We start from the raw sequence: 23,903 nt of genomic DNA, 5'->3' as shown, positions 1-23,903 counted from the left end.
ACGTGCGCATACACGAGAATCCTAAATTAGTCGTTTGCATGGTTTATGTGATTGCCATGTTCATGGTTTCGATGGACGGCACGATCGTCAATGTCATTCTTCCCGTCATCGGCCAGGAATTCAATGTCATCCCCTCAGCCACAAGCGGTATTAATATAGGCTACTTAGTAAGCCTCGCGGTCTTTCTCCCTATATCGGGGTGGCTTGGGGATCGATATGGTACCAAGAAAATTTTCCTATTGGCACTTGGGGTTTTCACACTCGCTTCCCTTCTATGCGGATTTGCGACAAACCTAGAGACCTTGACCTTATTTCGGGCCTTGCAGGGTGCAGGCGGTGGACTCCTTACTCCAGTAGGAATGGCAATCTTATTTAGGACATTTTCTCAGAAAGAACGAATGAAAGTGTCAAGGACCCTTGTCTTGCCCATTGCCTTTGCACCAGCCATTGGTCCGGTTGTCGGTGGTTTCTTTGCAGAACAACTATCTTGGAGCTGGGCTTTTTATATCAACATTCCTTTTGGAATCATCGCTTTCCTCATCGGGTTGCTGTTCTTGAAGGAACATAAAGAGCCATCGGCCGGCAGGCTTGACCTGACAGGATTTCTGTTATCAGCTGCCGGTTTGTCGATGGTCATGTATGCACTGAGTACCGGTCCTTCAAAGGGATGGAGTTCTCCAGTCATTATGTATACGGGACTGATTGGCTTCATACTTGTCTGTTTGTTTGTATGGCGAGAATTACGGGTCAAGGAACCCATGCTGGATTTAAGCCTATTATCGGACAAATTGTTCCGTTCCCTTGGCCTTATTTCTCTATTATCGCAAGCAGCATTAATGGGCATGCTCTTTATATTCCCGTTAATGTATCAGAATGCCATGAATGCCTCTGCCCTGGATAGTGGAATGGCCACTTTTCCTGAAGCATTGGGGCTTATGGTAGCATCCAGGATGATTCCTTGGACTTTCAAGAAATTGAATGGCCAGCAGGTGATCTGCCTTGGGCTACTTGGGACGGCCTTAATCTTTGTCCTCATCAGTATTGTTGGTCCGACAGCGAATCCTTGGTCTTTACGACTCTTATTATTTAGTGTCGGCATCTGCTTGGGACATGCAGTGATTGCTGTACAGTCTTCCATTTTCACGAATATTACTTCAGCATCGATGGGAAGGGCAACTACATTATTCAATGTCCAGAATCGATTCGGCTCAGCTGTTGGGGTAGCCGTACTAGCGAGTGTGTTGGGAGCCTTGGGGACAAGCGAGGTGGCAAGGAACGGAATAGAACAGAGTAACTTGGCATCCTATCAATATGCTCTCCTTGGCTCATCAGTCTTTCTTGTTATAGGTATTACTATCTCATTACGTCTGAAGAAAGAAGACTTTAAGAGCATCTTGCCAAGTCAGCAATCGACTGAAATTCCTAAGACAGAACCAGTCAGAATGAGTAAGTGACAAAATTCCAGATGGAGATGCTTGAAATAGAGGGTTGCTGTGATTCTAATCAGCGGCCCCTATTTATTTGTTTGAAGAGTATAAAAGGGGGGCTAGATGTGATTGAACTATATAGTTGTAAATTGCCTGCGAGCAGGGAAAATGCGGATATAGACAATTTGCTTGTTCATGTTTCAAAAGAAAGGCAGAGCCGATTGAAAAGGTTTGTGAAGACTGATGATGCATATCGTTCCCTGATTGGGGATTTGTTGGTGCGTTTCGCATTAAAAGAACGATATGGCTCGATGGATAGGGAACTGAGAATTCAAACGAATGAATATGGCAAGCCGTTTTTATGTGACTTTCCTTCCTTCCACTATAATATCTCCCACTCTGGTGAATATGTAGTGTGTGTGGTTCATGATGACGCAGTGGGTGTGGATATAGAATACATAGGACCATTTGATTTACCCCTCGCCAAAGTGCTTTTTACTAAAGAAGAGTATCAATACGTTTTGAATGATAGAGAAGGCGGCCTTGGTGCCTTTTATGACATCTGGACCTTGAAAGAGAGTTATGTGAAAGCGGTTGGTGAAGGCTTATCCATGCCATTACAGGGGTTTTCTATGAAAAAGTGTAGCAATGGATCCATCCAAATCACAGATATGGAAACAGAAGGACAGATTAGGGATTACATATGCAGACAGTACACAATAGACAATCACTACTGTTTATCTGTTTGCGCCCATCATGCCAATGCAAATCAATTTAGAAATGAACCGACATGTGTCACGTTTCAGGATGTATGCGAGAGTTTGAATGTTCATTCCTGAATATGTACAGGGCGTTGGAAAACGGTGCTTAGATAGGGACGAGATAAAAACAATGGCCTTTGGCCTAAGTCTGGTATAGATCCTATTACTGATGGAGGAATGAAATGTGAAACAAATTAATGTTGCCCAGGTTATAGAAGGGAGTAAGGTTAACTCTTTTCATTTAACTGTTTTACTATGGTGTACTTTTCTCATCCTTTTCGATGGATATGATCTAGTCGTTTATGGAGCCGTCATTCCAACCTTAAGTCAAGAATGGGGGACCGCACCGGGCATCTTGGGATTGATAGGGAGTTTGACGTTGGTAGGTGGTTTAATAGGCTCACTTATTTGCGGGATCGTAGCGGATAAAGTAGGGAGAAAGAAAGTAATCATAGCTTGTGTTGCTATTTTTGGTTCGTTTACTCTATTGACAGGTTTAGCGAAGGGACCGGTAGATTTTGCGATATACCGTTTTCTTGCAGGGCTTGGTTTGGGCGGCATTCCGCCGTTATTGGTGGTGCTCACCTCTGAATATTCTCCCAAGCCGATTAAGAATATGATGGTGGGTATCATGTTCAGCGGATATTCGATTGGAGGTATATTAGTCTCTCTTTTCGGAATGAAGGTCATTCCGGAGTTGGGATGGGAATGGATGTTTTTCATAGGGGCCATTCCATTATTGGCCATTCCCTTTTTAATTAAATCTTTACCTGAATCCCTTTATTATTATGTGGAAAAGGGAGACTATGAAAAAGCGAAGGGAATAGTGGCTCGTTTAAATCCCTCCTATGTTCCCCATGATGCAGATCGATTTATCATGAATTTATCAACTTCCGGTGTTCCAGTGGTAAAGCTCTTCGAGAATCGCCGTGGAAGATCCACCATCATGTTTTGGATCGCATGCTTTATGGGATTGCTAATGGTATATGGATTGGGTACGTGGTTGCCTCAACTGATGATTAAAGCGGGCTATCCGTTGAATTCCAGCCTGCTGTTTCTTTGTTGCTTGAACATTGGAGCAATCGTCGGTTCGGTATGCGGGGGTTGGCTAGCAGATCGAATTGGCTCAAAACGAGTGTTGATCAGTTACTTCAGTATAGGCGCGGTCTGCTTGCTCCTCCTTGGTTTTAAACCAGGGTCATTCTTTCTATATGTTTTGGTGGCAATAGCAGGGGCTGCGACAATTGGATCGCAAAATTTAAACAATGCTTATATCTCCATGTTCTATCCGACACAGATAAAGTCGACAGCACTGGGGTGGGCATTAGGTATAGGTAGGTTTGGGGCTATAGTGGGACCAACAATCGGTGGGCTGTTAATCGAGTGGGAGTTGCCTATTTATATAAACTTCCTCAGCTTTGCGATTCCCGCTTTTATTGCGGCGATCTCCATTAGTCTTGTCCAAAATAAATATAATAACACCATGAATCTTGAACTCTCTTCTCCCAAACGATATCAAAAGATTATTTGAATACTTTATTGATCGCGTCAAAGGAGGGATGGGATTTTGGCTGAGTATACTTGCCAAGTATGTGACAAGAGATTCAAAAGCTATAATGCAGATGCTAAGTATTGCTCTCAATCGTGTAAGGGAAAGGCTTATATAAAATATCCAATAAGACATTGTGAATCATGTAATCGACCCTTTAAACCAAGAACTGCATCAAATAAATATTGTTCAATGGGATGCAGTCATAAAAGTAGGGAAAATCCGGTCATTATTCATAGCTAGACCAAGGACCATCAAAAAAAAGAACCCAATTTGAACATTCAGATTGGGTTCTTTGCCTATATATTAAGACCTTATGAAAACGAAAGAACCTTTGGCTCTTGTACATCCACTATATTTTGGACCTCTGTGCCGTCAATCGTCTCTTTTTTCAACAGGACCTCTACAAGCTTTTCGTATTGTGGACGGTTTGATTCGATCAGTTTTTCCGTTTCTTGAATGGCCTGGGTGAAAAGGGCTTGCATTTTTTGTTCTTTCTCACCTTTATTGAATGTTAAGGTGAAGCCGTCTTGCAACATGCCCGTATCGACCATTTGTTCAAGTAAATGCTTTGCCTGTTGAACGTCGCCACCAACTCCGACACTATGTTCACCAAGAAACATTCTTTCTGCGACACCGCCTGCTAAAATCATTTTCACTTGATCTAGCAACTCACTTGCCGTAGCTAAATGAAGTTCTTTAGGAATCGGCGCCACATACCCAAGGGCCTCGCCACGAGGGATGATGGTCGCTTTTCGAACAGAACCCGGTTTAGTGAGGGCAGCAATCAGGGCATGTCCACTTTCATGAATGGCCACCCGCCGCTTTGTATCCATATCGCTCAACGTTCGGGAAGTAGCCCCTAGAATGGTCCGGTCAATCGCGTAATCAAGATCTTGTTTGCGAATCATTTCCTGATCATGACGTAGCGCATGACGAGAAGCTGTTTCAAACAAGGAACGTAAATCCGCCCCGGAGAACCCGGATGTACTCTCAGCTAATTCATCCAAGGAAGAAAGGACATCGGCCGCCAGTTTCTTCCCTTTTGTATGAATGGCAATGATTTCTTTTCTTCCGTTTGTATCAGGAATCGGCACCTGGAACGAGAAATCGATTCTGCCTGGACGAAGAAATGCCTCATCAAGCATGTCCTTTCTGTTTGTGGCTGCCACGAATAGAATGCCTTCGTTTGAATGGCCTCCGTCTAACTGGACAAGAAGTTCCGTCAAGGTTTTTTCAGCTTCTTCCCCACCATGGGCTTTCCGTTTACCGGCCAATGCGTCCACTTCGTCGATGAAAATTACAGCAGGTGATTGTTTCCGGGCATTTTGGAAAAGGCTACGTACACGAGCTGCCCCCACTCCAACGAACATTTCATTGAAGGCCGAACCGCTAGTCGAAAAGAAGTTGGCGCCCAATTCTTTTGCAATGGCCTGTGCCAATAATGTTTTCCCGGTTCCTGGAGGACCGTATAGTAAGATGCCTTGTGGAGGCTTGATCCCAATTTTAGCTGAACGTTCCGGTTCTTTTAGAGTGGTGAGGGTTTGCAGAATCTCTTGTTTGATTTCGGGTTGCAAACCACCTATATCGGCTAAAGTTATATCGGGAAGTGCTCTAGGTGTAGAGATATTTTGTTTCTTGCTTTTTACGCGTAAACCGCCTTTTGATTTCTTCTGTATAATAATTGCGGTTGTGACTAGTGCCGCCAGCAATCCGCCTAAAATCCATAATGCAGACTTATTTGTCGATGAAAATGAATAGCGAACGTTATAAGTTTCGACTAGTTTGTTGACCATTTGACTGTTCGGAGGGATGTTAGAAACATATTTACCTTCTGGTGTAGTGATATGAAGTGTTCCATTTCGCTTTTCTTCAATAGAGACGAGGGCACCATTTTGGGCCTGAATGGTCTTTTCAACGGACGAGAAAGGAACGACCATTTCTTTTGACTGAGTCACAACGTACCAAGATATAACACCAATTATCACAATGAACACCGTTATGAACGGCAGCAACTTCGAAACTAATTTTGAGTTCGAGTTCAATATTTCATCTCCTTTAAGAATATATATTCAGTATAAAATTTTTAAACGCGTTAGCCATAGGTCATAAGTCCTAAAAATAAAGGTAAATACTTCCATGTTTTGGTTTGTGTGAGGGGTATCGCATTTCCCTAAGGACTGAGTCGGATAGTGGACATCCAGTTGTTAACCTGCATGATAGACTTTTTAAAAATGAAATGCTAAAGTGAAATGGTCTTAGTGATGAAAAAATATAAAGGTAGATGAGTTGAACATTTATGAATAAATTTATGAGGGATTATATGATTACGATGAAGGATATTGTTCGGGAAGGCGATCCAATTCTGCGTCAGGTGACTGATGAAGTTAGCCTGCCAATTTCTGACGAAGACCGAGAAACATTAGAATGCATGATGCAGTATTTAAAAAACAGCCAAGATCCTAAACTTCAAAAGAAGTACCACTTACGAGAAGGGGTAGGCTTGTCAGCCAACCAAATTGGCCTGAATAAACGAATGTTCGTTATGTATTTTCCAGATGAAAAAGGAAAGGTTTACGAATATGCTTTAGTGAATCCGAAAATTGTCAGCCATTCGGCATCCATGATTTACTTACCTCAAAGTGAAGGCTGCCTTTCTGTGGATCGTGATATCAAAGGATATGTGCCACGTTATGAGCGGGTGAAAATTAAAGCATTGGACAGCAATGGAGAGAAAATCGAGATGCGATTGAAAGGATTTGCAGCGATTGTTTTTCAACATGAGCTGGACCATTTAAATGGAATGATGTTTTATGACCGAATCAATTCCGAAAATCCTTTCAAGCTTCCAGAAAATGTGGAAGTGAAGAGCTTATAATGGAAAAAAGGCAAAGCCCCCATGCTTTGCCTTTTTGCTTGTTTAAGGTTGTGACAGTGTTTCCGTTGTCAAATGCTTTTGTAAATCACTGAATATGGCCTTGCTCATATGCTGGTATCCTTCTGACGTAAGGTGAATGCCATCGTCACTGATTAAATGGTCCAGATCACCGGCAGACTTTATATAAGAACGCACATCGATCAATGGCACCTTCAAATCCTCGGCCAGTTTTTTTAACTGGCGGTTATACATGCCATGCCAATGTTCAATCCCACCGACTTGAGAGACAAAATGTCCGATGGATGGTCCGAACCGATTGGCAATCGACCGATAATATCTGGCGGGATCCAGTGGGGGAAGAGTTAAAAGAAAGGGTGTAACATGCTTGTCCTGAACTTGCTTGACGAGTTGAGTGATATTTTCAAGGTACCGTTCAATCGGAACGATAGGCTCATGGTCTCCTTCAGGATTCTTCGCGACTTCCTCCCAATGGAAATTACAATCGTTACCACCGACTTCTATCAATACGATATCGGGATTTTCTGACATGACATCTTTCTGGACACGGCTAACTAGCAAGTCAGAATTGTCATTAAAGACCCCTTTATTCAAAACTTCAACGAATGGCAAGGACTCTGTCAACTTCGCTAAAGAGCTTGGGTAATTCTCTTTAATGATGCGAAGCCGGCCTTTAACGTAGGAGATACCTCTTGTTAAACTATCTCCGAAACAGACAATTCTCAAAATCTTCACCTCGATCGGTTAATGTGTTACTTATCATTTTAGTGGCATAATTGTATTTCGGCAAACTAAAATTTTTCATTCTTGAAAGAATGTTGTTTTATTAAAAGGATACCCGATTTTCTTAAATGAAAACTTTAAAAAGCTCTGGAAATCCAGCGCTTAAACATTTAGTGTGACGTTTTTTCCTTTGGTGACGTTTCTACTCTTGCTTTTCCCATGAAGAAAACAACGATTGCTGCCAAACCAATAGGAATCAGGGCTAAAGTGAAGATTAATGATATCGAATCAGACATGGCATACACGATTTTATCCAGGATCATATCTGGGATTTGGGCACGCGCATCTGACTGGAATAGCTGACGTGGATCCTGCGTAAGAACAGATGTTTCCGGCCCGCCTTGCATTCCTTTAAAGGCATCCGCCATCTTACTTGTGAAGGCGTTGTTCTGTATCGCTCCATAAATGGTAACGCCTAATGTCATCCCAAACGAACGGAGGAATGAATTGGTTGAGTTGGCAGACCCACGATACCTCGGTTCCAAGTTGTGGATGGAAGCGATCGGTAGAAGGGAGAATGAGAAGCCCATACCGAATCCAGTAAGAATCATATAACACGTTAGTAGTGTCCTGCTGGTTTCCGGGGTTAACGTTCCTAATAATAGCATTCCTGCAAAATAACAAACGACGGAAATCGTCATTAAGTTGCGGAAGCTGGTCTTGGAATTGAATATTCCCCCGATAGCACTACCGACAACGGACCCCAGCATCATTGGGGTTAGGATTAACCCTGCATTGGTAGCCGAACCTCCATAAACAGCCTGTACGAAAATCGGAATATACACAGTTAAAATGATGAACGTTCCGCCGTATAGGATTGCCAAGATCTGAGACGTTGCAAATAACCGCCTTTTAAATAACCATAATGAGATAATGGGATCTTTGGCCCTTTTTTCGAAAAAGAAAAATGAAACAAAAAACACGACAAAACTTGCAAACAAAGCAAGGATAGGAGATGAAGTCCATCCATACTCGCCACCAAGCTCGAGGGCGAACATTAAACTGACGACAGCGATAACGAGAGTCGCGGCCCCGCTATAATCGATTTTCTGTTCATGCGTATTGGCCTTTTCCTTGTAATAACGAAGAATGAAGAATAACGAGATGAAGCCGATTGGAACGTTGACGTAGAAAATCCAATGCCAGCTGGCATACTCCGTAATATAAGCTCCTAATAGAGGGCCTAATACACTAGATGCCCCAAATACAGCCCCGAAAAGACCGGTAAGTTTCCCACGTTTTTCAGGTGGGAAAATATCAAAGACGATGGTAAAGGCAATTGGCATCAAGGCACCGCCACCAATACCCTGAATGGCCCTGAAAATACTTAACTGGACAATGCTTTGAGCCATGCCGCATAGGGCAGACCCAATTAAAAAGACGACAAGCCCAAAAATGAAAAATCGCTTCCGACCGTACATATCGGAGAGTTTGCCGAATATCGGCATACTTGCCATCGTGGCGACCATATAGGCCGATGTCACCCAGACAAACTTATCGAACCCGCCTAAATCGGAAACAATCGTCCCCATGGCGGTTGCAACAATCGTATTATCCATTGCTGACATCAAAATTCCCAATAACAGTCCGGCAACTATAAACTTTTGATGTTTTGGTTGTTTCTCCAAAATGTTTTTTCCTCCCTTTTTATGAAACAATTCGTTTATTCATTTGCATGAATGAATGATAATCACTATTATGGAAACTAAATATTTATCTTGATTATCAAGATAAATTCAAGTGTAAAAGGGGTGGCATTTTATGTCAAGCGATAATGGGTTGAATTCAGACCTTTTAGAGAGTTTAACCCGGAGCCTGCAAAGGTACGGAATGAGGTCTGTATTGTTCCAACAGAATATGGCCCACAAAATAGGCGTGGCTCATACGGATTTAAAGACTGCTGAAATATTGAATGAAACGGGCCCTATTACAGCTGGAGAGCTGGCGAAGATTACAGGGTTGAGCACAGGCTCGGTCACGACGCTCATCGACCGTCTTGAAAAATCGGGCTATGTAAAAAGGGAAAGAGATCATATAGATGGTAGACGGGTAAAGATTGTCCCCATAGCATCAAGGCAAGAACAGATTAAATCACATTATCATTCACTATCTGCAGCCACAAAAGATCTTTGCACGTCCTATGAAGATAAAGAACTCACGATCATTCTTCGATTTATTGAAGATATTACGAAAATCATGGAAAAAGAAAATGAAGTATTAATGAAAGAACGAAAAGAGTTCTTGAAATAAGTAATTATTTGTCCCCATAAGCTATTCACCAAATAAGGTTATAACAGTATAGTCTACCTTGATAACTGAAATGTAAATTGGAACAAAATATATATTGATAATGATTCTCACTACTGCTAATATAAATCTAGAATTAATATATATTTTCAGGGGAGAGTTTAGAGTATGAAAACGAAAGCAACCTTAGCCGTTTTATTATCAACCAGCCTGTTATTTGGGTGTTCGCAGAAAAATGAAGAAACCAAGCCTGCAGAGGTGGATGCTAAGGAGACAAGTGCGAGTGCGCTGGATGGTGTATCCAACGACTATCGGGAATTTGCGATAGGTGAAATAGAAGAGTTTGTAAAAGGGACGGAAGAATTCACGACGGCAGTAACGTCTGGAGACATTGAAAAAGCGAAGCAGTTATATGCACCGGCTCGCATGCATTATGAGCGCGCTGAACCTATCGCTGAAATTTTTGGAGATCTTGATCCTAAAATCGATGCGCGTGAGGGTGATGTTGAGGAAAAAGAGTGGGGCGGATACCACCGAATTGAGATGGGGTTATGGGAAGAAAACACAACAAAGGGTTATGAAGAGTATGCTGAACAATTAATGAAGGACGTTAATTTGTTGCGTGCTAAAGTGGAAACAGTAGAAGTAACACCTGATGTGTTAATCACTGGGGCCGTTGACTTACTTAATGAAGTGTCAACATCCAAGGTGACTGGAGAAGAAGACCGCTATTCTCATACGGATTTGTATGATTTCGTTGCAAATGTAGAGGGCGCTGAAAAAATATATGAATTATTGACACCTGCCCTTAAGGAAAAAGACGAGGCGCTTACAACTGAAATCAAAGAGCGTTTTGCCGGAGTTTACAGCTTGCTTGAAAAACATAAAGATGGTGATGGATACGTTTCTTATACGGATTTAACAAAATCCGAGGTTAAATCATTAAGCCAGGCTATCGACGCTTTAGCTGAGCCACTTTCGCAAATAGGGATTGTAATGGAGGAGTCTTAATTGAAAGAACAAATATCAAATGACGAAACTTCACTTTTTTCCAAAAAGGTAAGCCGTCGTGATATGTTGAAAACAGCTGGCATCGGTGGGGTTGGAGTTGTAATAGGCGCATCGGGCCTAGGCGGGATGCTAGCTCTATCTGACTCAAAGGCAAAGGGACAAACGAATGATACTGTCCCTTTCTATGGGCCTCATCAAGCGGGAATCACTACAGAAGCTCAGGATAATCTTTATTTTGCTTCGTTAGAAGTGACATCCGAAAAAAGGTCAGACTTAATTCAATTATTTAAAGATTGGACAGAAGCGGCGGCCCAGATGACATCTGGCAAATCGGTAGGCGAAGCTTCCTCGAACAGGAGCATGCCACCAAAAGATACAGGGGAAGTAGAAGAATTATCCCCCTCTAACTTGACGATCACCTTTGGAGTAGGTCCTAGTCTATTTACGAAGAATGGGAAAGACCGCTTTGGCTTGAAGTCTAAACAACCTGCCGAATTGAAAGATCTTCCTTCATTTTCTTTAGATGCCTTAGAAGAATCATGGAGTGGAGGGGACATTTGCATTCAAGCCTGCGCAGACGATCTCCAGGTTGCGTTTCATGCCGTCCGGAATCTGGTGAGGATCGGTAGAGGAAAGACGATTATCCATTGGGCTCAAACAGGTTTTCAACGTACGAAAAAGGCTGATTCTCAAAAAACGACGCCTCGTAATTTGTTTGGTTTTAAAGATGGAACCGTGAATCCGGATACGAAGAAAAGCAGTGAGATGAACCAACATGTCTGGGTAAAGCCGGGGGATGGCCCTTCTTGGCTTGCAGGCGGTAGCTATATGGTCGTCCGCCGAATTCAAATGTACATTGAAGTGTGGGATCGGACCACGTTGAAAGAGCAGGAAAATACATTTGGTCGTCATCGTGACAGCGGTGCCCCATTAGGGATGAAGAATGAATTTGATACGGTTGATGAACATGTTAAGGATGAAAATGGAAATCGGATCATTCCTGAAAACTCCCATATGATCCTATCCCGTGGTGATGGAACAGTTAAGATTCTGCGACGTCCCTATTCATATGCTGATGGAATGGATCCTAAGACTGGAAGCTTCAATGCGGGGCTTCTGTTTATTTGTTTCCAACGAAGCCCAAGTAAACAATTTATCCCGATGCAAGAACGTCTTTCAAAGAATGATAAGTTAAATGAATATATCATCCACCGGGGGAGCGCTATATTTGCTTGCTTGCCGGGTGTAAAAAAAGGTGGCTATATCGGGGAGTCCCTTTTCGGATGAATTTAGTAAAATGAGAGACCATAAAATCGCCAGCATGGATGGGAATCCGGGTTGGCGGTTTTTATCATAAAAGGGGAGTTTGTCATGTCTGTTTTTAAATGGAGAACGGGGTTGTTCGTTTTATTAACTAGTTTCATATTTTTAATGTCTGCTATACCAGGTGTTTCAGCCGGGGAAAATCACGATCAGCTTTTCGTATATATTGGAGACAGCCTAATGAAAGTGAAGTCTGGAGATCTTGAATCGGTTTCCAGTAATCTCTCTCTTTTTGAAAAGGACTGGAATGTGATAAAAACGGACAGTGAGGATGCCAAAAAAGTTGACGATTCATTAATGTCTTTGAAAAACGCTGTGAATAATCAAGAAGACGCAGGAGAAATGAAAAAGAAGTTATCCGCTTTATCAAGTGCCCTTGTTCAGTATGATACGGCAGAAAATCCGGTTGATAAAACCGATTATAAAGATCGCCTAGAAGCGTTACTTCCATTAATCGATGATTTAGATGCGACGATTAGCGAAGAGGACTTCAGCAAAGCTAAAAGTCAGTATCAAAACCTCCTCAATCAATGGAATAATGCGGAACTTGTAGTACGGGAGGAAAGTGTTGCTTCGTACGGTAAGATGGAAACCTATATGGCCTTTGTTCGGATAGCCATCACGCAGGATCCTCCAGATCCAGAAAAGGCACGAACTAATCTTGACGAACTGAAAGGGCTAATTCAAGGCTTTCTGGAAGGCAAGGTAGAAAAAGAAGACCAGCAGACTTATACGTTGAGCGATGTAACAGACCTTCTACAAAGTAGTGTTAAGGATATGGAAGGAAACGATATCAATTCGGCAATTGACCAGTTGAATGAAGTATTAATGATTTGGCCAAATGTCGAAGGAGAAGTTTCTACGAGGGACAGTAAGCTGTACAGTGACATGGAGACTAAGGTACCAACCGCCATTAGCTTACTGCAATCGAAGAAGATACAAGTAAAGGAAGCGAAAGAAATCGTTTCCGATTTACATGCACGACTCCTTCCTTTAATTGATGATACGAGCTATACGACATGGGATGCGGCCTTGATTCTTTTACGTGAGGGACTGGAAGCTCTCCTTATCGTGGCAACACTGTTGTCCTTCCTAAAGAAAATTGGACAGGCAGACAAACAAAAGTGGATTTGGTCTGGCGTCGGGGCTGGCTTGGCAGCAAGTGCAATCCTTGCCGTTATTATCAATATTGTATTTTCACAGATTACGGCTGCCTCAAGCCGGGAGTATATTGAAGGAATCACGGGCATAATCGCAGTGCTAATGATGCTGACCATCGGAATGTGGCTTCATAGTAAATCGAACATCCATGCATGGAACCGTTATATCGGCAAGCAAATGGACCATGCTATTGCAACAGGCAGTATCTTGTCTTTTGCGTTAATTAGTTTCCTATCGATTTTCCGAGAAGGAGCGGAGACGATCATCTTTTATGCCGGAATGGCTCCGTATATGGAACTGAAACAGCTATTGACCGGGATATTGATTGCCTGCTTGATATTGATGGTCATTGGTTTCGTCATGCTCCGTTACAGCGTTAAGCTACCGATGACGGTCTTTTTCAAAGTGGCGACGATCTTCATCTATGCATTGGCATTTAAGATTCTTGGTGTCTCCATCCATGCACTTCAAGTTTCTCAAGTGATTAAGACGCATACACTTCACACGTTCCCGTTCATTGAATGGATCGGCCTTTATCCGACAGTGGAAACGATAGTACCTCAAATGGTATTGTTACTCCTGATTATAGTGGCTGCGATTTGGGTTAAAAAGAATAATTCTGCAGTTGCATAAAAAAGCAGGCCTGACATTAATCATGTCAGGCCTCCCTTTTTAATGAAGAGAACGGCGATAAGTATATTGTTTCCATTGATAAAGGATGAAGCAACCAATGCAGAATCCAAGGATGGCAATAAATGAGGCCATCCCGACCATTACGGTTAGCACATAGCCGATAACGTTGAAGCCCAGTAAGAAGGAGAGTAAGCCGAAACCTAGGCAAACCACTGCAATAACCTGGTTAAACTGTTGCTGTGCAGGATCTTCAGGAATGTATTTAGAGGGGGCCTTCTTCAGAAAGAGCTTTGCAAGGCGCATAACCGGATTAAAATGTAAAAGAAGACCAGATAGCCCCGCTAATAAAGGTATGGCCAGTATCCATTCTTGACCGGTTGCTAAAGCGAGGACTACGCTTAAAAATATGACCCACTGATTTGTTCGGACTAGAGGACGCGGAATGGGATGAATTTTATCTGACAAATTAAAAACCAACCTTTCTGATGAGTTTTATATTATTTTATCTGTTTATACATGATTTGGGAAGGGGGATTTTTTAGTTTATAATTATTTTAATTTAGTATTGATTATTATAAGAGAGGTAGTATAATACTAATATGAAATAAAAAGGAGGACGGTATGATGGTAGCAAAAGTTTGTGAAACATGCGGTACACCAATAAAAAGATTAAAACACTCTTCTTTATGCCAATGCGGTCCCAAAATACTGAGTAATCCATTCTCAACAAAAACAAAAAAATAATCGATTATCATAAAAATATAGTAAACCGACTATTGGCATGATAGTCGGTTTTTTGTCTATATAGAAGGGTATAGGTAAATACCTTTCTATATTTATTAGGTAATCCATAATAAATATTTTTCAAAAGAATAGAAATGTTGTAGGATTAGAGAATAGGTGAAAATGTCACGGTAGGATATGGAGTAGTCCTCCAGAAGGCCAAAACCATCACGTGACGGTTGGGAGGGGTTATATTGGGAACGAGACATTGAAAATCGGTGAGCTGGCAAGCATGGCAAATGTGACGAAGCGAACGGTGGACTATTACACGAATAAGGGTCTGCTAAAAGCAGAACGTTCCGCCTCTAACTACCGCTATTACTCAGTTGAGGAACTTGAGCGATTGCGCCTTATTGAGAAATATAAAAGAAAAAACTTTTCTTTGGAAGAGATAAAAGAACTTGTAAAACCAAATGCGAAGCCCCTTACTGAAATCGAGGAAACGGGACTTCAACTAAAAAGTAAAATGGATGGCTTGAATGAGGAATTGCGGGAAGTGATTAGCCTGATTGAAAAGGATGGAAAAAATGAACTTCTTCTTAAAAAACAGGTTTCTCATGAAAGCATTGCGTTGATTCAATCATTATTAGTGTTGTTAATTTAAAGAAAATTATCCCGATAGTTTATTGCACGAAGGTGCATATTACTCTTAAGGGCATTTCACTAAATGGTTTAGGATACGACATTCATAATTCGTTTGACATAATAGAAATCACCATTTATACAGGAGGTGCTTGGGACTGAACTATTGATTCCTTTCATGTAACTAGGATAAGGAATCGGTGGTAAACCCGAACATATTGGAGATATTTATAAAATTATTAGCAGTAGCTGTATTAATAGCATTAACCGCATTTTTTGTTGCCTCGGAATTTGCAATCGTTAAAGTCAGAAGTTCCCGCATCAATCAATTGATTGAAGAGGGAAATAAAAGTGCACTGGCAGCAAAAAAAGTGATTTCACATATCGATGAGTATTTATCTGCATGTCAACTGGGGATAACAGTCACTGCATTAGGATTGGGTTGGTTGGGTGAACCCACAGTGGAGGCTATTCTTGAACCCCTATTCCATAGATGGGGTGTCGAGGAATCGTTAAGTCACATTCTTTCTTTCGTGATTGCTTTTGCGTCCGTTACATTCTTACACGTTGTTATTGGTGAACTTGCGCCAAAAACGGTTGCAATTCAAAAGGCTGAGGAAATAACGTTACTGTTCTCTAAGCCATTGATTCTTTTTTACCGCATATTATACCCATTCATCTGGGTATTGAATGGTTCGGCACGTGTCCTTACAGGCATGTTTGGATTAAAGCCGGCTTCCGAGACTGAAATGGCTCACTCGGAAGAAGAACTGCGGATTATCTTATCGGAAAGCTACAAAAGTGGTGAGATCAATCAATCGGAATATAAATATGTAAATCAAATTTTTGAATTTGATGAGCGTAATGCCAATGAAATCATGGTTCCGAGAACGGAAATGACCGTTATTGAAATAGGAATGCCACTATTGGAAGTTGTGGAGCTCATTCAAGAAGAACAGTATACACGTTACCCTGTCATAGATGGTGATAAGGATAATGTAGTGGGAATGGTCAATATTAAACGTCTTTATACAGCGACCATCACCGAGAAGAATGTTTCGGAATTGACGGTGGATAGTTTCGTTACACCCGTGATACGGGTTCTGGAAACTATCCCTATCCATGACTTGCTTCTGAAAATGCAGAAGGAACGGATTCATATGGCTGTTTTGACTGATGAGTATGGTGGTACAGCTGGTCTAGTTACGGTGGAAGATATACTTGAAGAAATCGTCGGGGAAATCCGTGATGAATTTGACCAGGATGAACGACCACTTATCCAAAAAGTAGATGAGGGACATTATGTTTTTGATGCAAAGACGTTAATTGAAGATGTTAATGATACCCTTGCCATCCAATTACCTGAAGATGATATAGATACTTTGGGAGGATGGTTCCTGACAGGTAGATTTGAAATTGCCGTTGGTGACCAAATTGAATTTGAAGGATATAATTTTACCGTCACAGAGATGGATGGCCATCATGTTTTATATGTTGAAGTAAAAAAAATCAAATAATCATAGGTGGAAAATCGGGCGTGTGTAGCGTCCGGTTTTTTTGTTTGGGTTAGAAGATGGTATCCCAGTAAAAATGCCGGATTTTAGGATAGTTCAAAGGTAGGATTCTGGTTGAAATGGCCATTCAAATGTTGGAAAAGTGACGCTCAAGGTATCTATTTACTGTATAAGAATGATAAAATAGGGAGTGGACATTAAATCTTGCTGCATAACCAAATGCAAGTTAAATAGGATGGAATGTAAGGGATAGGCTCATATATTTGGAGTGGTAAATAATATTCGCTTACTATAAATAATGAAAAAAGGCGGGTGGGTAAAATGGGTTTTAAGAGAAAACAAATGCTGGGATTCGGTTTAATCCTGCTTTTTTTAGCTATACTCCTTTCTTTTATGGTGTTTACACTCAATAATCTAAAAGGCAGTATGACTGAAATCGTGGAGGACCGTTATTATAAAGTTTCTGCCGCGATGGAAATACGCCAGTTGTTTACACAGTCAGACCGTGAAATTTTATTTGCGGCAAATGAGGCCAACAAGGCAGAAAGAGCGGAAAGCCTTAAAGTCATCAATGAAAACCACAGCCTGATTGAGTCGCAAATCGCTGAATTGTCGGGTACGTTAAATAAAGCGAAGGCAAGGCAATTATTGAAAGAGTTTGAAACACAATATGCCACATACTCTATAACCGAGGCACAAATCATCCAAAACATACAATCGAAAAACCCAACGACGGACATTAGCGAGCTAATGGATGATCAAAGGGATAAGCGGACAAAGGTTATCAGTACGATGGGTGCTTTTAAAAATTATCAAGAAAGTGTTATGAATGATACGTTAAGTAATTCGAAGCAAACCTATGAAGATATGATTAATTTCACTATTTTCGCAGTCATCCTTAGTATTCTAGTCATTTCCTTGACTGTCGCATGGATGATACGCAGCACATCAAAAGATTTGCAATCCATTACGAAGGTCATCAACAATATTGATTTTAAAAATTTATCGGTTGTACCGAGAATTCCTATTCGCACAAATGATGAAATAGGCGATATCGCTCGTTCCTTCAATGAAATGGCCGTATCACTTGAAACGTATAATCGTAAGGAAAAAGAGTTCACTGAGAAAATTAGCGAGCGCAACTGGATACAAACCCGAGTTGCTGATATTGCGACCATGTACCAACGCATTGTTGATGTAGAAGTGCTTGCTGACAGGTTCATCACCAGACTTGCACCGATGATGGGGGCGTCTCTTGGGGCGTTTTATATCAGACGCGGTGAAGGGGAAAATATGCGTTTTGTAAAAATCTCCAGTTTCGCAGGCGATGGAGAAGGTGCGGGAAGACGTGAATTCCGTATGGGGGAAGGCTTGATTGGCCAATGCGCCCTTGAAAGAAAAATAGAATTCATTGAGAAGATTCCCGAAGACTTCCACTTGGTTACAACAGGGTTAGGTGAAGTAAACCCTAAAAGTATCGTTATTGCTCCCGTCATTTTTGAGGATGAAGTGGTAGCTATGGTCGAATTGGCAAGCTTGGAGAATTACTCTAAATTGCAGAAACATTTCTTGACTCAAGTCTTGGACACTTTGGGGATTACAATCAACAATGTCGAAGGCCGAATGGAAATTGAACGCCTATTGAAAGAGTCACAAGCACAGACTGAAGAGCTACAAGCTCAATCAGAAGAATTGCAATCCCAGTCAGAAGAAATGCAGGCCCAATCAGAGGAACTGCAGACACAGGCTGAGGAATTACGGATGATTAACGAGCAATTAGAAGAGAGAAACCGTGAAACGGAAGACAAATCAAAAGAGCTTCAAATTGCCAAACTAAATCTTGAAAAACAAGCAGAAGAATTAAAACTAAGTTCAAAATACAAATCCGAATTCATGGCCAATATGTCCCATGAATTACGGACACCGCTTAATAGCATCTTGATTCTGTCGGAAATGCTATCTGACACGAATGACAGTAAATTGAATGAGGAACAGAAGGAATTCGCCCGTGTCATTAATTCGTCCGGTCAGGATTTATTAACGCTCATCAATGACATACTGGACTTATCAAAAGTCGAGGTTGGGAAGCTTGAAGTTGTCTTTGAGGAAATGAATATGAGTGAGTTACCGGAATTGTTACATCGAAACTTCGATCACGTAGCGAAGAAGAAGAATATCGATTTCATCGTTAGAAAAGATAAGGATGTACCTGATATTTTCTTCACTGATGAACAGCGGTTCCAACAAATTCTTAAAAACCTGTTGTCCAATGCTTTTAAATTCACCGAAAAAGGTTCAGTCTCTGTTCAGATTAAAAAGGCTGACGAAGAAAAAGTCGCACAATGGATTCAAACGAAAGGTGCGAGCAATTGGGTTGAAATCAATGTGAAGGACACGGGCATTGGAATTTCGAAAGAAAAGCAAAAATTAATATTCGAAGCGTTCCAACAAGGCGATGGAGCGACGATGAGGAAATATGGCGGTACCGGACTTGGACTTTCCATATGCCGCGAGTTTGCTAAATTACTAGGCGGATGGGTTATAGTGGATAGCCAAGAGGGTGAAGGCAGTACGTTCACCTTCTTCATTCCAAGCATGCCAGAAGGCTTTAAAAACATGGGAGAAGCGATTGCTGCTTCCCCGGAAGTGGCAGCGGCCAGCCATGAAGGAACTCCCGCTAGCGTAGTGGACGAGAAACCGGATGTGGTGATACTTGATGATGATTCACAAGAGAACGCTAATCCTTTCCGCGGCAAGTCGGTCTTGGTAGTGGACGATGATCGCCGTAATATCTTTGCTTTGACAAACGCTCTAAAAAATGAGGGCATGGAAATCCTTACAGCGGAAAATGGCTATGAATGTTTGGAAATCCTTGATAAAGGAAAGAGTATAGATGCCATATTAATGGATATCATGATGCCAGGCATGGATGGTTATGAAACAATGACTAGAATCCGTGAACAAAATGAGTTTGATAATCTCCCAATCATTGCCTTAACCGCTAAGGCGATGAAAGGTGACAGGGAAAAATGTATAAGAGCCGGTGCATCTGACTATGTAAGTAAACCATTGAAATTGGAACAGTTACTGTCTGTTCTTCGCGTATGGCTAACGAATTAATAGTACGGGTAAGGAAGGTTTTAATGGAATGAAGGATACACTATCGATTGAAGAACGAGAAAATATAGAGATTGAGTTGCTCTTGCAAGCCGTTTATTCAGTCTCTGGCTTTGATTTCAGAAAGTACATGCGATCTTCCATACAACGGAGAGTCGAAAATCGGATGAGATTAGAGCATATAAGAAGAGCGAGTGGAATGATTGAAAAGGTTTTATATGAAAAAGGATTTGTTGAAAAACTTCTGAATGACTTTTCAATAAATGTTACGGAAATGTTTCGTGATCCTGACTTCTTTAAAGCTTTTCGAACGAACCTTGTTCCCCTGCTTAAGGAACTTCCTGAAATCCGTATCTGGCATGCTGGTTGTTCAACTGGTGAAGAAGCCTTTTCGATGGCCATCATGCTAAAAGAAGAAGGGCTCTACGATAAAGCGAAAATCTATGCAACCGACATGAATGAAACGGTAATAGAACATGCTCAAAAGGGAATTTTACCCCTCAATCGCATGCAGTCTTATACAAAGAATTATCTACAAGCAGGCGGTAAACGGGAATTTTCGGAGTATTATACGACGGACTATCAAAATGCTTATCTTGATCCAAACCTGCTTAAAAATGTTGTGTTTTTCCAGCATAATCTCGTGACGGATGGTTCATTCAATGAATTTCATATCATCATGTGCCGGAATGTAATGATTTACTTTACCGGAGAATTACAGACTTATGTAAATCAATTATTTTATGACAGTCTTTGTAAGGACGGCTTTCTTGCGGTCGGCAGTAAGGAATCCATTCGTACTTCTTCTTTTTCAGAAGTGTATAAGGACTTTGATGCAAGAGAGAAGATTTATAGAAAATTATAAAAAAAGGAGTTCGCTAAACCTGGCGAGCTCCTTTTTTCGTTATCAAAGTTTAATTTTTTGAATGTAACTATATTTTAAGTTTAGGTGTCTGAAAAAACGGGTACATTTAATTAGTTAGGTCTGTGCTTTTTTGCCACAGATATTCTTATTTTTAAAAAGTAGCATAAGTAAGATATAATATAGTTCGGAATTCTTTTTTCAGGAAAGCCTTGCATTATATAGTACATGATAAAGATAAAAGTGCCGCTCGATATAAGCCAAAAGGGGAATAAAGCAATGACGATTTTAATCGTAGATGATAACCAGGTTAATCTCTTCGTTATAGAGAAAATTCTTAAGCGAGCTGGCTATACGGATTTTCTATCATTGAAGTCAGCGCATGAAATGTTTGACTACCTACAAGTGGACAATCCTCAGCCAATCAAGACTTCTGTTGATATTATACTACTTGATATTATGATGCCTGAAATTGATGGAATAGAGGCTTGTAGAAGACTCCAAAACATACCACACCTAAAAGACATACCGGTGATTTTTGTAACGGCACTTGAAGATTCAAACAAAGTGGCCGAGGCTCTGGATGTTGGTGGAATCGATTATATTATGAAGCCTATTAACAAAATTGATTTATTAGCCAGAATCCGTGTAGGTTTAAGGCTTAAATATGAAAAAGACTGGCATAAAATGCAGGAAGAAAAAATACGGAATGAATTAGACCTTTCGATGCAAGTGCAAAGCAGTCTATTGAGTGAGCCGGTGGTAGATAATCACTTAACAATAAAAGCATCTTACCTCCCTGCAAATAAATTAGCCGGAGATATGTACTATTGGCACCGGATTGATGAAAAACGGTACGGAATCATTATACTTGATATGATGGGCCATGGAATATCGGCTTCACTTGTTTGTATGTTTATTTCCTCTGTTCTAAGGGATGCCATCCGAAAACACACGGATCCCGTTGCGGTGATAAACGAAATGAATCATTGGATGAGTGTCCTTAATAAAAAGGAAAACCCGATTCATTATTATTTCACTGCCATTTATATGGTGATTGATACAGAACATAAAACTCTGGAATATGTAAATGCAGGTCATCCACCGGGTTTTGCCTTGATGGATGATGGGGAAGTGTTGTCCCTTTCAAAGGGGACATGTCCTGTTGGTTTCTTCACGGAGATGAAAGTGGAGAAAACGATTGTTCATTATGAAGATAGAATTCAAATTCTTGTATTTACCGATGGAGTCATGGAGGCAATCGATAGGGAAGGAACGGATGGACTGGATGAAATAAAAGAAGTCGTTTCACGGGATTGGTTGGATTGCGAGGGAAATGCTCCGATTGATCTGGTCATGCCTGCTGAACTCCATCTCGACCAACCTGATGATATGTGTGTGGTCGTAATCCAAGCTACTTGATAAAGAAAGAGGCTGCAGAATAATCTGCAGCCTCTTCTGTTTATAGGTGGGGGTTTACTTGTCGTGATCGTAAGGCATGTAATTGTGGTTTCTAAAACCTTATCTATGGGAATCTTTTACCTTGCCGATTCCTTCTTGGACATTACCTTTTAATTTATCAAGTTTTCCTTCAGCTTGTAAGTGAGGATCATTCTTAGCGTTTCCGACTTGGTCTTTTGTTTCACCTTTTGCTTTATTGACAGTACCTTTTATCTTGTCTGATAATCCGCTCATTATGAGTTACCTCCTTGTTTTTGTCTACTTTACTTATACCCGTGGGATATTTGAGTAAACCATAATGAGAGAAAAATCTTAAGAAGCGATCGTTATATCTTTGCTGTGTTTCTTAATGAAATGATAAGCACGCTCCACGATTAATTCTTTATCATAATCAAGCGAAGCAACATGATAGGAGTTAGTAAGGGAGATCAACTCCTTGCTATGAGAACTGACGGAATTATATATTCGGTCCGAACATTGAGATGGGACAACATGATCTTCGGGAGAATGGAAGATGAGGGCAGGGCAGCTGATGTCCTCGAGTTGTTCATTCGTATGTTCCATAATAGTAAGCAACTGATTAATAGCTGTGATAGGTACGCAATCATAAGTGATTTCTGTAGTATCTTTGTCTTTAATGTCAGGAGCCCCTTCTGTAATGAAACGCGGAGCAGTTTGGTTGCGATAGGTTTCATATTCAGGGACTTGAAGGGCAGCATTGATTGTCATTATTCCATCACAAGCTACTTTTGTTGCCAAATCCAAAACAAGGGCACCACCCATAGATTGCCCCATTGCGAACACATGCGTACAGGTTTGCTTTAGCTTTTTATAGGCAGTCTCGATATCCTTGATCCACTCTTGGTAATGGATCGTTTCCATTTCAAACTCATGTGTTCCGTGACCCTGTAAGCGAGGTGCGTAGATGGTGTAACCTTTGGCGGCCAAACTTTTACCTAAATACCCTACGCTTTGTGGGGTTCCGTTGAAGCCATGGCAAATGAGGATTCCAATAGAGTTCCCGGGATAGAAGAATGATTCTGCCCCTGGTATAACCTTTGCAACTGTCATGTGACCATCTCCTTTACTATTCTTATCGTTCGTTTACTTGATATAAAAAAATGACTATTCCGATTATATTACTTGGTTAAATGATAACATAAGAAAATTCACCAAGTCAATATTAGTTTGTACCTTTCATAGGGTGATGTCAGGAGATGCCAAGAATCGGCTGAATCTGATTGTTAAAGGAGTTTAGGGTTCATAGAGAGTTGCCTTCCTTCTATATATAGTACTAATCAAAATCTCTTGTAGATCTCTTTGGAATCAGCAGAGGAAAAAGGTATGCGCAAGATTCTAAGGAATTTATAAAATACCCGTTGACTTTTATGAAAAAAAGGATTAATATGAATAAGCACTAAGAAAACAAACGCAAAACTTCATCGCTTATAGCTGAATGGCTAGAAGAAATGACACAATAAAAACTATTGACTTCTTATAAAGAAAATGATAAGATGAAATGGTCGCTGAAAAACACAGCGATTAAAAATAAGTTAAAAACTTCGTAGAAGTTGACAACTAATCGGTAGTGTGTTATGATGAATAAACAAGTTGTTCTAACGAACAGCGAGATAAATTGCTCTTTGAAAACTGAACAAAACAAAGCGCCAACGTAAATTTTGAGTGAGCATACACTATAAAAAAGCAAAATGAGCAAGTCAAACATTTCTTCGGAGAGTTTGATCCTGGCTCAGGACGAACGCTGGCGGCGTGCCTAATACATGCAAGTCGAG

General features: G+C 41.0%; 19 protein-coding genes and 1 rRNA gene. 14 read left to right on the top strand and 6 right to left on the bottom strand.

Features of this window, described 5'->3' with window-relative positions:
- The first annotated feature begins 2 nt into the window (after positions 1-2).
- The 3 genes from ACQKL6_RS16585 (at position 3) to ACQKL6_RS16575 (ending at position 3,719) form a co-directional block, all read left to right on the top strand.
- A complete protein-coding gene (locus tag ACQKL6_RS16585; RefSeq protein ID WP_427651502.1) occupies positions 3-1,454 on the top strand; it encodes an MDR family MFS transporter in 1,452 nt (483 codons plus the stop codon).
- Positions 1,455-1,552: 98 nt separating this feature from the next.
- Entirely contained in the window at positions 1,553-2,266 is a 714-nt protein-coding gene (locus ACQKL6_RS16580; RefSeq protein WP_427651501.1) for a 4'-phosphopantetheinyl transferase family protein, read from the top strand.
- A 106-nt stretch (positions 2,267-2,372) separates the two neighbouring features.
- Entirely contained in the window at positions 2,373-3,719 is a 1,347-nt protein-coding gene (locus tag ACQKL6_RS16575; RefSeq protein WP_427651500.1) for an MFS transporter, read from the top strand.
- Positions 3,720-4,051: 332 nt separating this feature from the next.
- Here ACQKL6_RS16575 and ACQKL6_RS16570 read toward each other — a convergent pair whose 3' ends face one another.
- The gene (locus tag ACQKL6_RS16570) at positions 4,052-5,782 is read right to left on the bottom strand and encodes an AAA family ATPase (RefSeq protein WP_427651499.1); all 1,731 of its coding nucleotides are present in this window, start codon (positions 5,780-5,782) and stop codon (positions 4,052-4,054) included.
- Between the two features lie 254 nt (positions 5,783-6,036).
- Here ACQKL6_RS16570 and def point away from each other — a divergent pair, with 254 nt between their 5' ends.
- Entirely contained in the window at positions 6,037-6,615 is a 579-nt protein-coding gene (gene def / locus ACQKL6_RS16565; protein ID WP_402875621.1) for a peptide deformylase, read from the top strand.
- A 42-nt stretch (positions 6,616-6,657) separates the two neighbouring features.
- Here def and ACQKL6_RS16560 read toward each other — a convergent pair whose 3' ends face one another.
- Positions 6,658-7,359, bottom strand: a complete 702-nt coding sequence (locus ACQKL6_RS16560) for an SGNH/GDSL hydrolase family protein (protein ID WP_403080526.1) — start codon at positions 7,357-7,359, stop codon at positions 6,658-6,660.
- Between the two features lie 167 nt (positions 7,360-7,526).
- On the bottom strand, positions 7,527-9,044 hold the full coding sequence (locus ACQKL6_RS16555; RefSeq protein WP_427651497.1) for an MDR family MFS transporter: 1,518 nt from the start codon (positions 9,042-9,044) through the stop codon (positions 7,527-7,529).
- Positions 9,045-9,177: 133 nt separating this feature from the next.
- On the opposite strand from ACQKL6_RS16555, the gene ACQKL6_RS16550 reads away from it, so the two are divergent.
- The 4 genes from ACQKL6_RS16550 (at position 9,178) to ACQKL6_RS16535 (ending at position 13,791) form a co-directional block, all read left to right on the top strand.
- Positions 9,178-9,666, top strand: coding sequence for a MarR family winged helix-turn-helix transcriptional regulator (locus tag ACQKL6_RS16550; RefSeq protein WP_402875625.1), 489 nt, complete (start codon positions 9,178-9,180; stop codon positions 9,664-9,666).
- A 165-nt stretch (positions 9,667-9,831) separates the two neighbouring features.
- Complete coding sequence (gene efeO / locus ACQKL6_RS16545; RefSeq protein WP_427651496.1) at positions 9,832-10,674, top strand: iron uptake system protein EfeO; 843 nt, start codon at positions 9,832-9,834, stop codon at positions 10,672-10,674.
- Positions 10,675-11,961, top strand: coding sequence for an iron uptake transporter deferrochelatase/peroxidase subunit (gene efeB / locus ACQKL6_RS16540; RefSeq protein WP_402875629.1), 1,287 nt, complete (start codon positions 10,675-10,677; stop codon positions 11,959-11,961).
- Between the two features lie 84 nt (positions 11,962-12,045).
- On the top strand, positions 12,046-13,791 hold the full coding sequence (locus ACQKL6_RS16535; RefSeq protein WP_427651494.1) for an FTR1 family protein: 1,746 nt from the start codon (positions 12,046-12,048) through the stop codon (positions 13,789-13,791).
- A 39-nt stretch (positions 13,792-13,830) separates the two neighbouring features.
- Here the strand turns inward: ACQKL6_RS16535 and ACQKL6_RS16530 are convergent, their stop codons facing one another.
- The gene (locus ACQKL6_RS16530) at positions 13,831-14,256 is read right to left on the bottom strand and encodes a DUF4395 domain-containing protein (protein ID WP_427651492.1); all 426 of its coding nucleotides are present in this window, start codon (positions 14,254-14,256) and stop codon (positions 13,831-13,833) included.
- Positions 14,257-14,746: 490 nt separating this feature from the next.
- On the opposite strand from ACQKL6_RS16530, the gene ACQKL6_RS16525 reads away from it, so the two are divergent.
- The 5 genes from ACQKL6_RS16525 to ACQKL6_RS16505 all read left to right on the top strand — a co-directional run bounded on the left by ACQKL6_RS16525 (position 14,747) and on the right by ACQKL6_RS16505 (position 22,071).
- Positions 14,747-15,178 carry a MerR family transcriptional regulator gene (locus ACQKL6_RS16525; RefSeq protein WP_402959220.1) on the top strand — a complete coding sequence of 144 codons (432 nt, stop codon included), beginning with the start codon at positions 14,747-14,749 and terminating at the stop codon, positions 15,176-15,178.
- Positions 15,179-15,374: 196 nt separating this feature from the next.
- Positions 15,375-16,673, top strand: coding sequence for a hemolysin family protein (locus ACQKL6_RS16520; protein ID WP_402875637.1), 1,299 nt, complete (start codon positions 15,375-15,377; stop codon positions 16,671-16,673).
- A gap of 318 nt (positions 16,674-16,991) precedes the next feature.
- Complete coding sequence (locus ACQKL6_RS16515; RefSeq protein WP_427651491.1) at positions 16,992-19,790, top strand: response regulator; 2,799 nt, start codon at positions 16,992-16,994, stop codon at positions 19,788-19,790.
- A gap of 28 nt (positions 19,791-19,818) precedes the next feature.
- Positions 19,819-20,652: a CheR family methyltransferase gene (locus ACQKL6_RS16510; RefSeq protein WP_402991434.1), complete on the top strand. Its 834-nt coding sequence runs from the start codon at positions 19,819-19,821 to the stop codon at positions 20,650-20,652.
- Between the two features lie 276 nt (positions 20,653-20,928).
- Positions 20,929-22,071, top strand: a complete 1,143-nt coding sequence (locus ACQKL6_RS16505; protein ID WP_402959216.1) for a PP2C family protein-serine/threonine phosphatase — start codon at positions 20,929-20,931, stop codon at positions 22,069-22,071.
- 99 nt (positions 22,072-22,170) lie between these two features.
- Here the strand turns inward: ACQKL6_RS16505 and ACQKL6_RS16500 are convergent, their stop codons facing one another.
- Both ACQKL6_RS16500 and ACQKL6_RS16495 read right to left on the bottom strand, forming a co-directional pair.
- Positions 22,171-22,344, bottom strand: coding sequence for a CsbD family protein (locus ACQKL6_RS16500; RefSeq protein WP_402875643.1), 174 nt, complete (start codon positions 22,342-22,344; stop codon positions 22,171-22,173).
- Between the two features lie 78 nt (positions 22,345-22,422).
- Positions 22,423-23,181, bottom strand: coding sequence for an alpha/beta hydrolase (locus ACQKL6_RS16495; RefSeq protein ID WP_427651490.1), 759 nt, complete (start codon positions 23,179-23,181; stop codon positions 22,423-22,425).
- Between the two features lie 656 nt (positions 23,182-23,837).
- Here ACQKL6_RS16495 and ACQKL6_RS16490 point away from each other — a divergent pair.
- A 16S ribosomal RNA gene (locus tag ACQKL6_RS16490) occupies positions 23,838-23,903 on the top strand; the annotation flags it as partial.

The organism is Peribacillus sp. NPDC097197, from assembly GCF_050278025.1.
GTDB lineage: Bacteria > Bacillota > Bacilli > Bacillales > DSM-1321 > Peribacillus.
The sequence above is the reverse complement of the archived record's forward strand: the minus strand, read 5'-3'. Positions and strand labels throughout refer to the sequence as shown.

What these genes read in the sequence shown, in the direction of transcription:
- def (WP_402875621.1), top strand. Translation starts at nt 6,037, where the DNA reads ATGAATAAATTTATGAGGGATTATATGATTACGATGAAGGATATTGTT.
- ACQKL6_RS16535 (WP_427651494.1), top strand. Translation starts at nt 12,046, where the DNA reads ATGTCTGTTTTTAAATGGAGAACGGGGTTGTTCGTTTTATTAACTAGT.
- efeO (WP_427651496.1), top strand. Translation starts at nt 9,832, where the DNA reads ATGAAAACGAAAGCAACCTTAGCCGTTTTATTATCAACCAGCCTGTTA.
- ACQKL6_RS16510 (WP_402991434.1), top strand. Translation starts at nt 19,819, where the DNA reads ATGAAGGATACACTATCGATTGAAGAACGAGAAAATATAGAGATTGAG.
- ACQKL6_RS16550 (WP_402875625.1), top strand. Translation starts at nt 9,178, where the DNA reads ATGTCAAGCGATAATGGGTTGAATTCAGACCTTTTAGAGAGTTTAACC.
- ACQKL6_RS16505 (WP_402959216.1), top strand. Translation starts at nt 20,929, where the DNA reads ATGACGATTTTAATCGTAGATGATAACCAGGTTAATCTCTTCGTTATA.
- ACQKL6_RS16515 (WP_427651491.1), top strand. Translation starts at nt 16,992, where the DNA reads ATGGGTTTTAAGAGAAAACAAATGCTGGGATTCGGTTTAATCCTGCTT.
- ACQKL6_RS16495 (WP_427651490.1), bottom strand. Translation starts at nt 23,181, where the DNA reads ATGACAGTTGCAAAGGTTATACCAGGGGCAGAATCATTCTTCTATCCC.
- ACQKL6_RS16500 (WP_402875643.1), bottom strand. Translation starts at nt 22,344, where the DNA reads ATGAGCGGATTATCAGACAAGATAAAAGGTACTGTCAATAAAGCAAAA.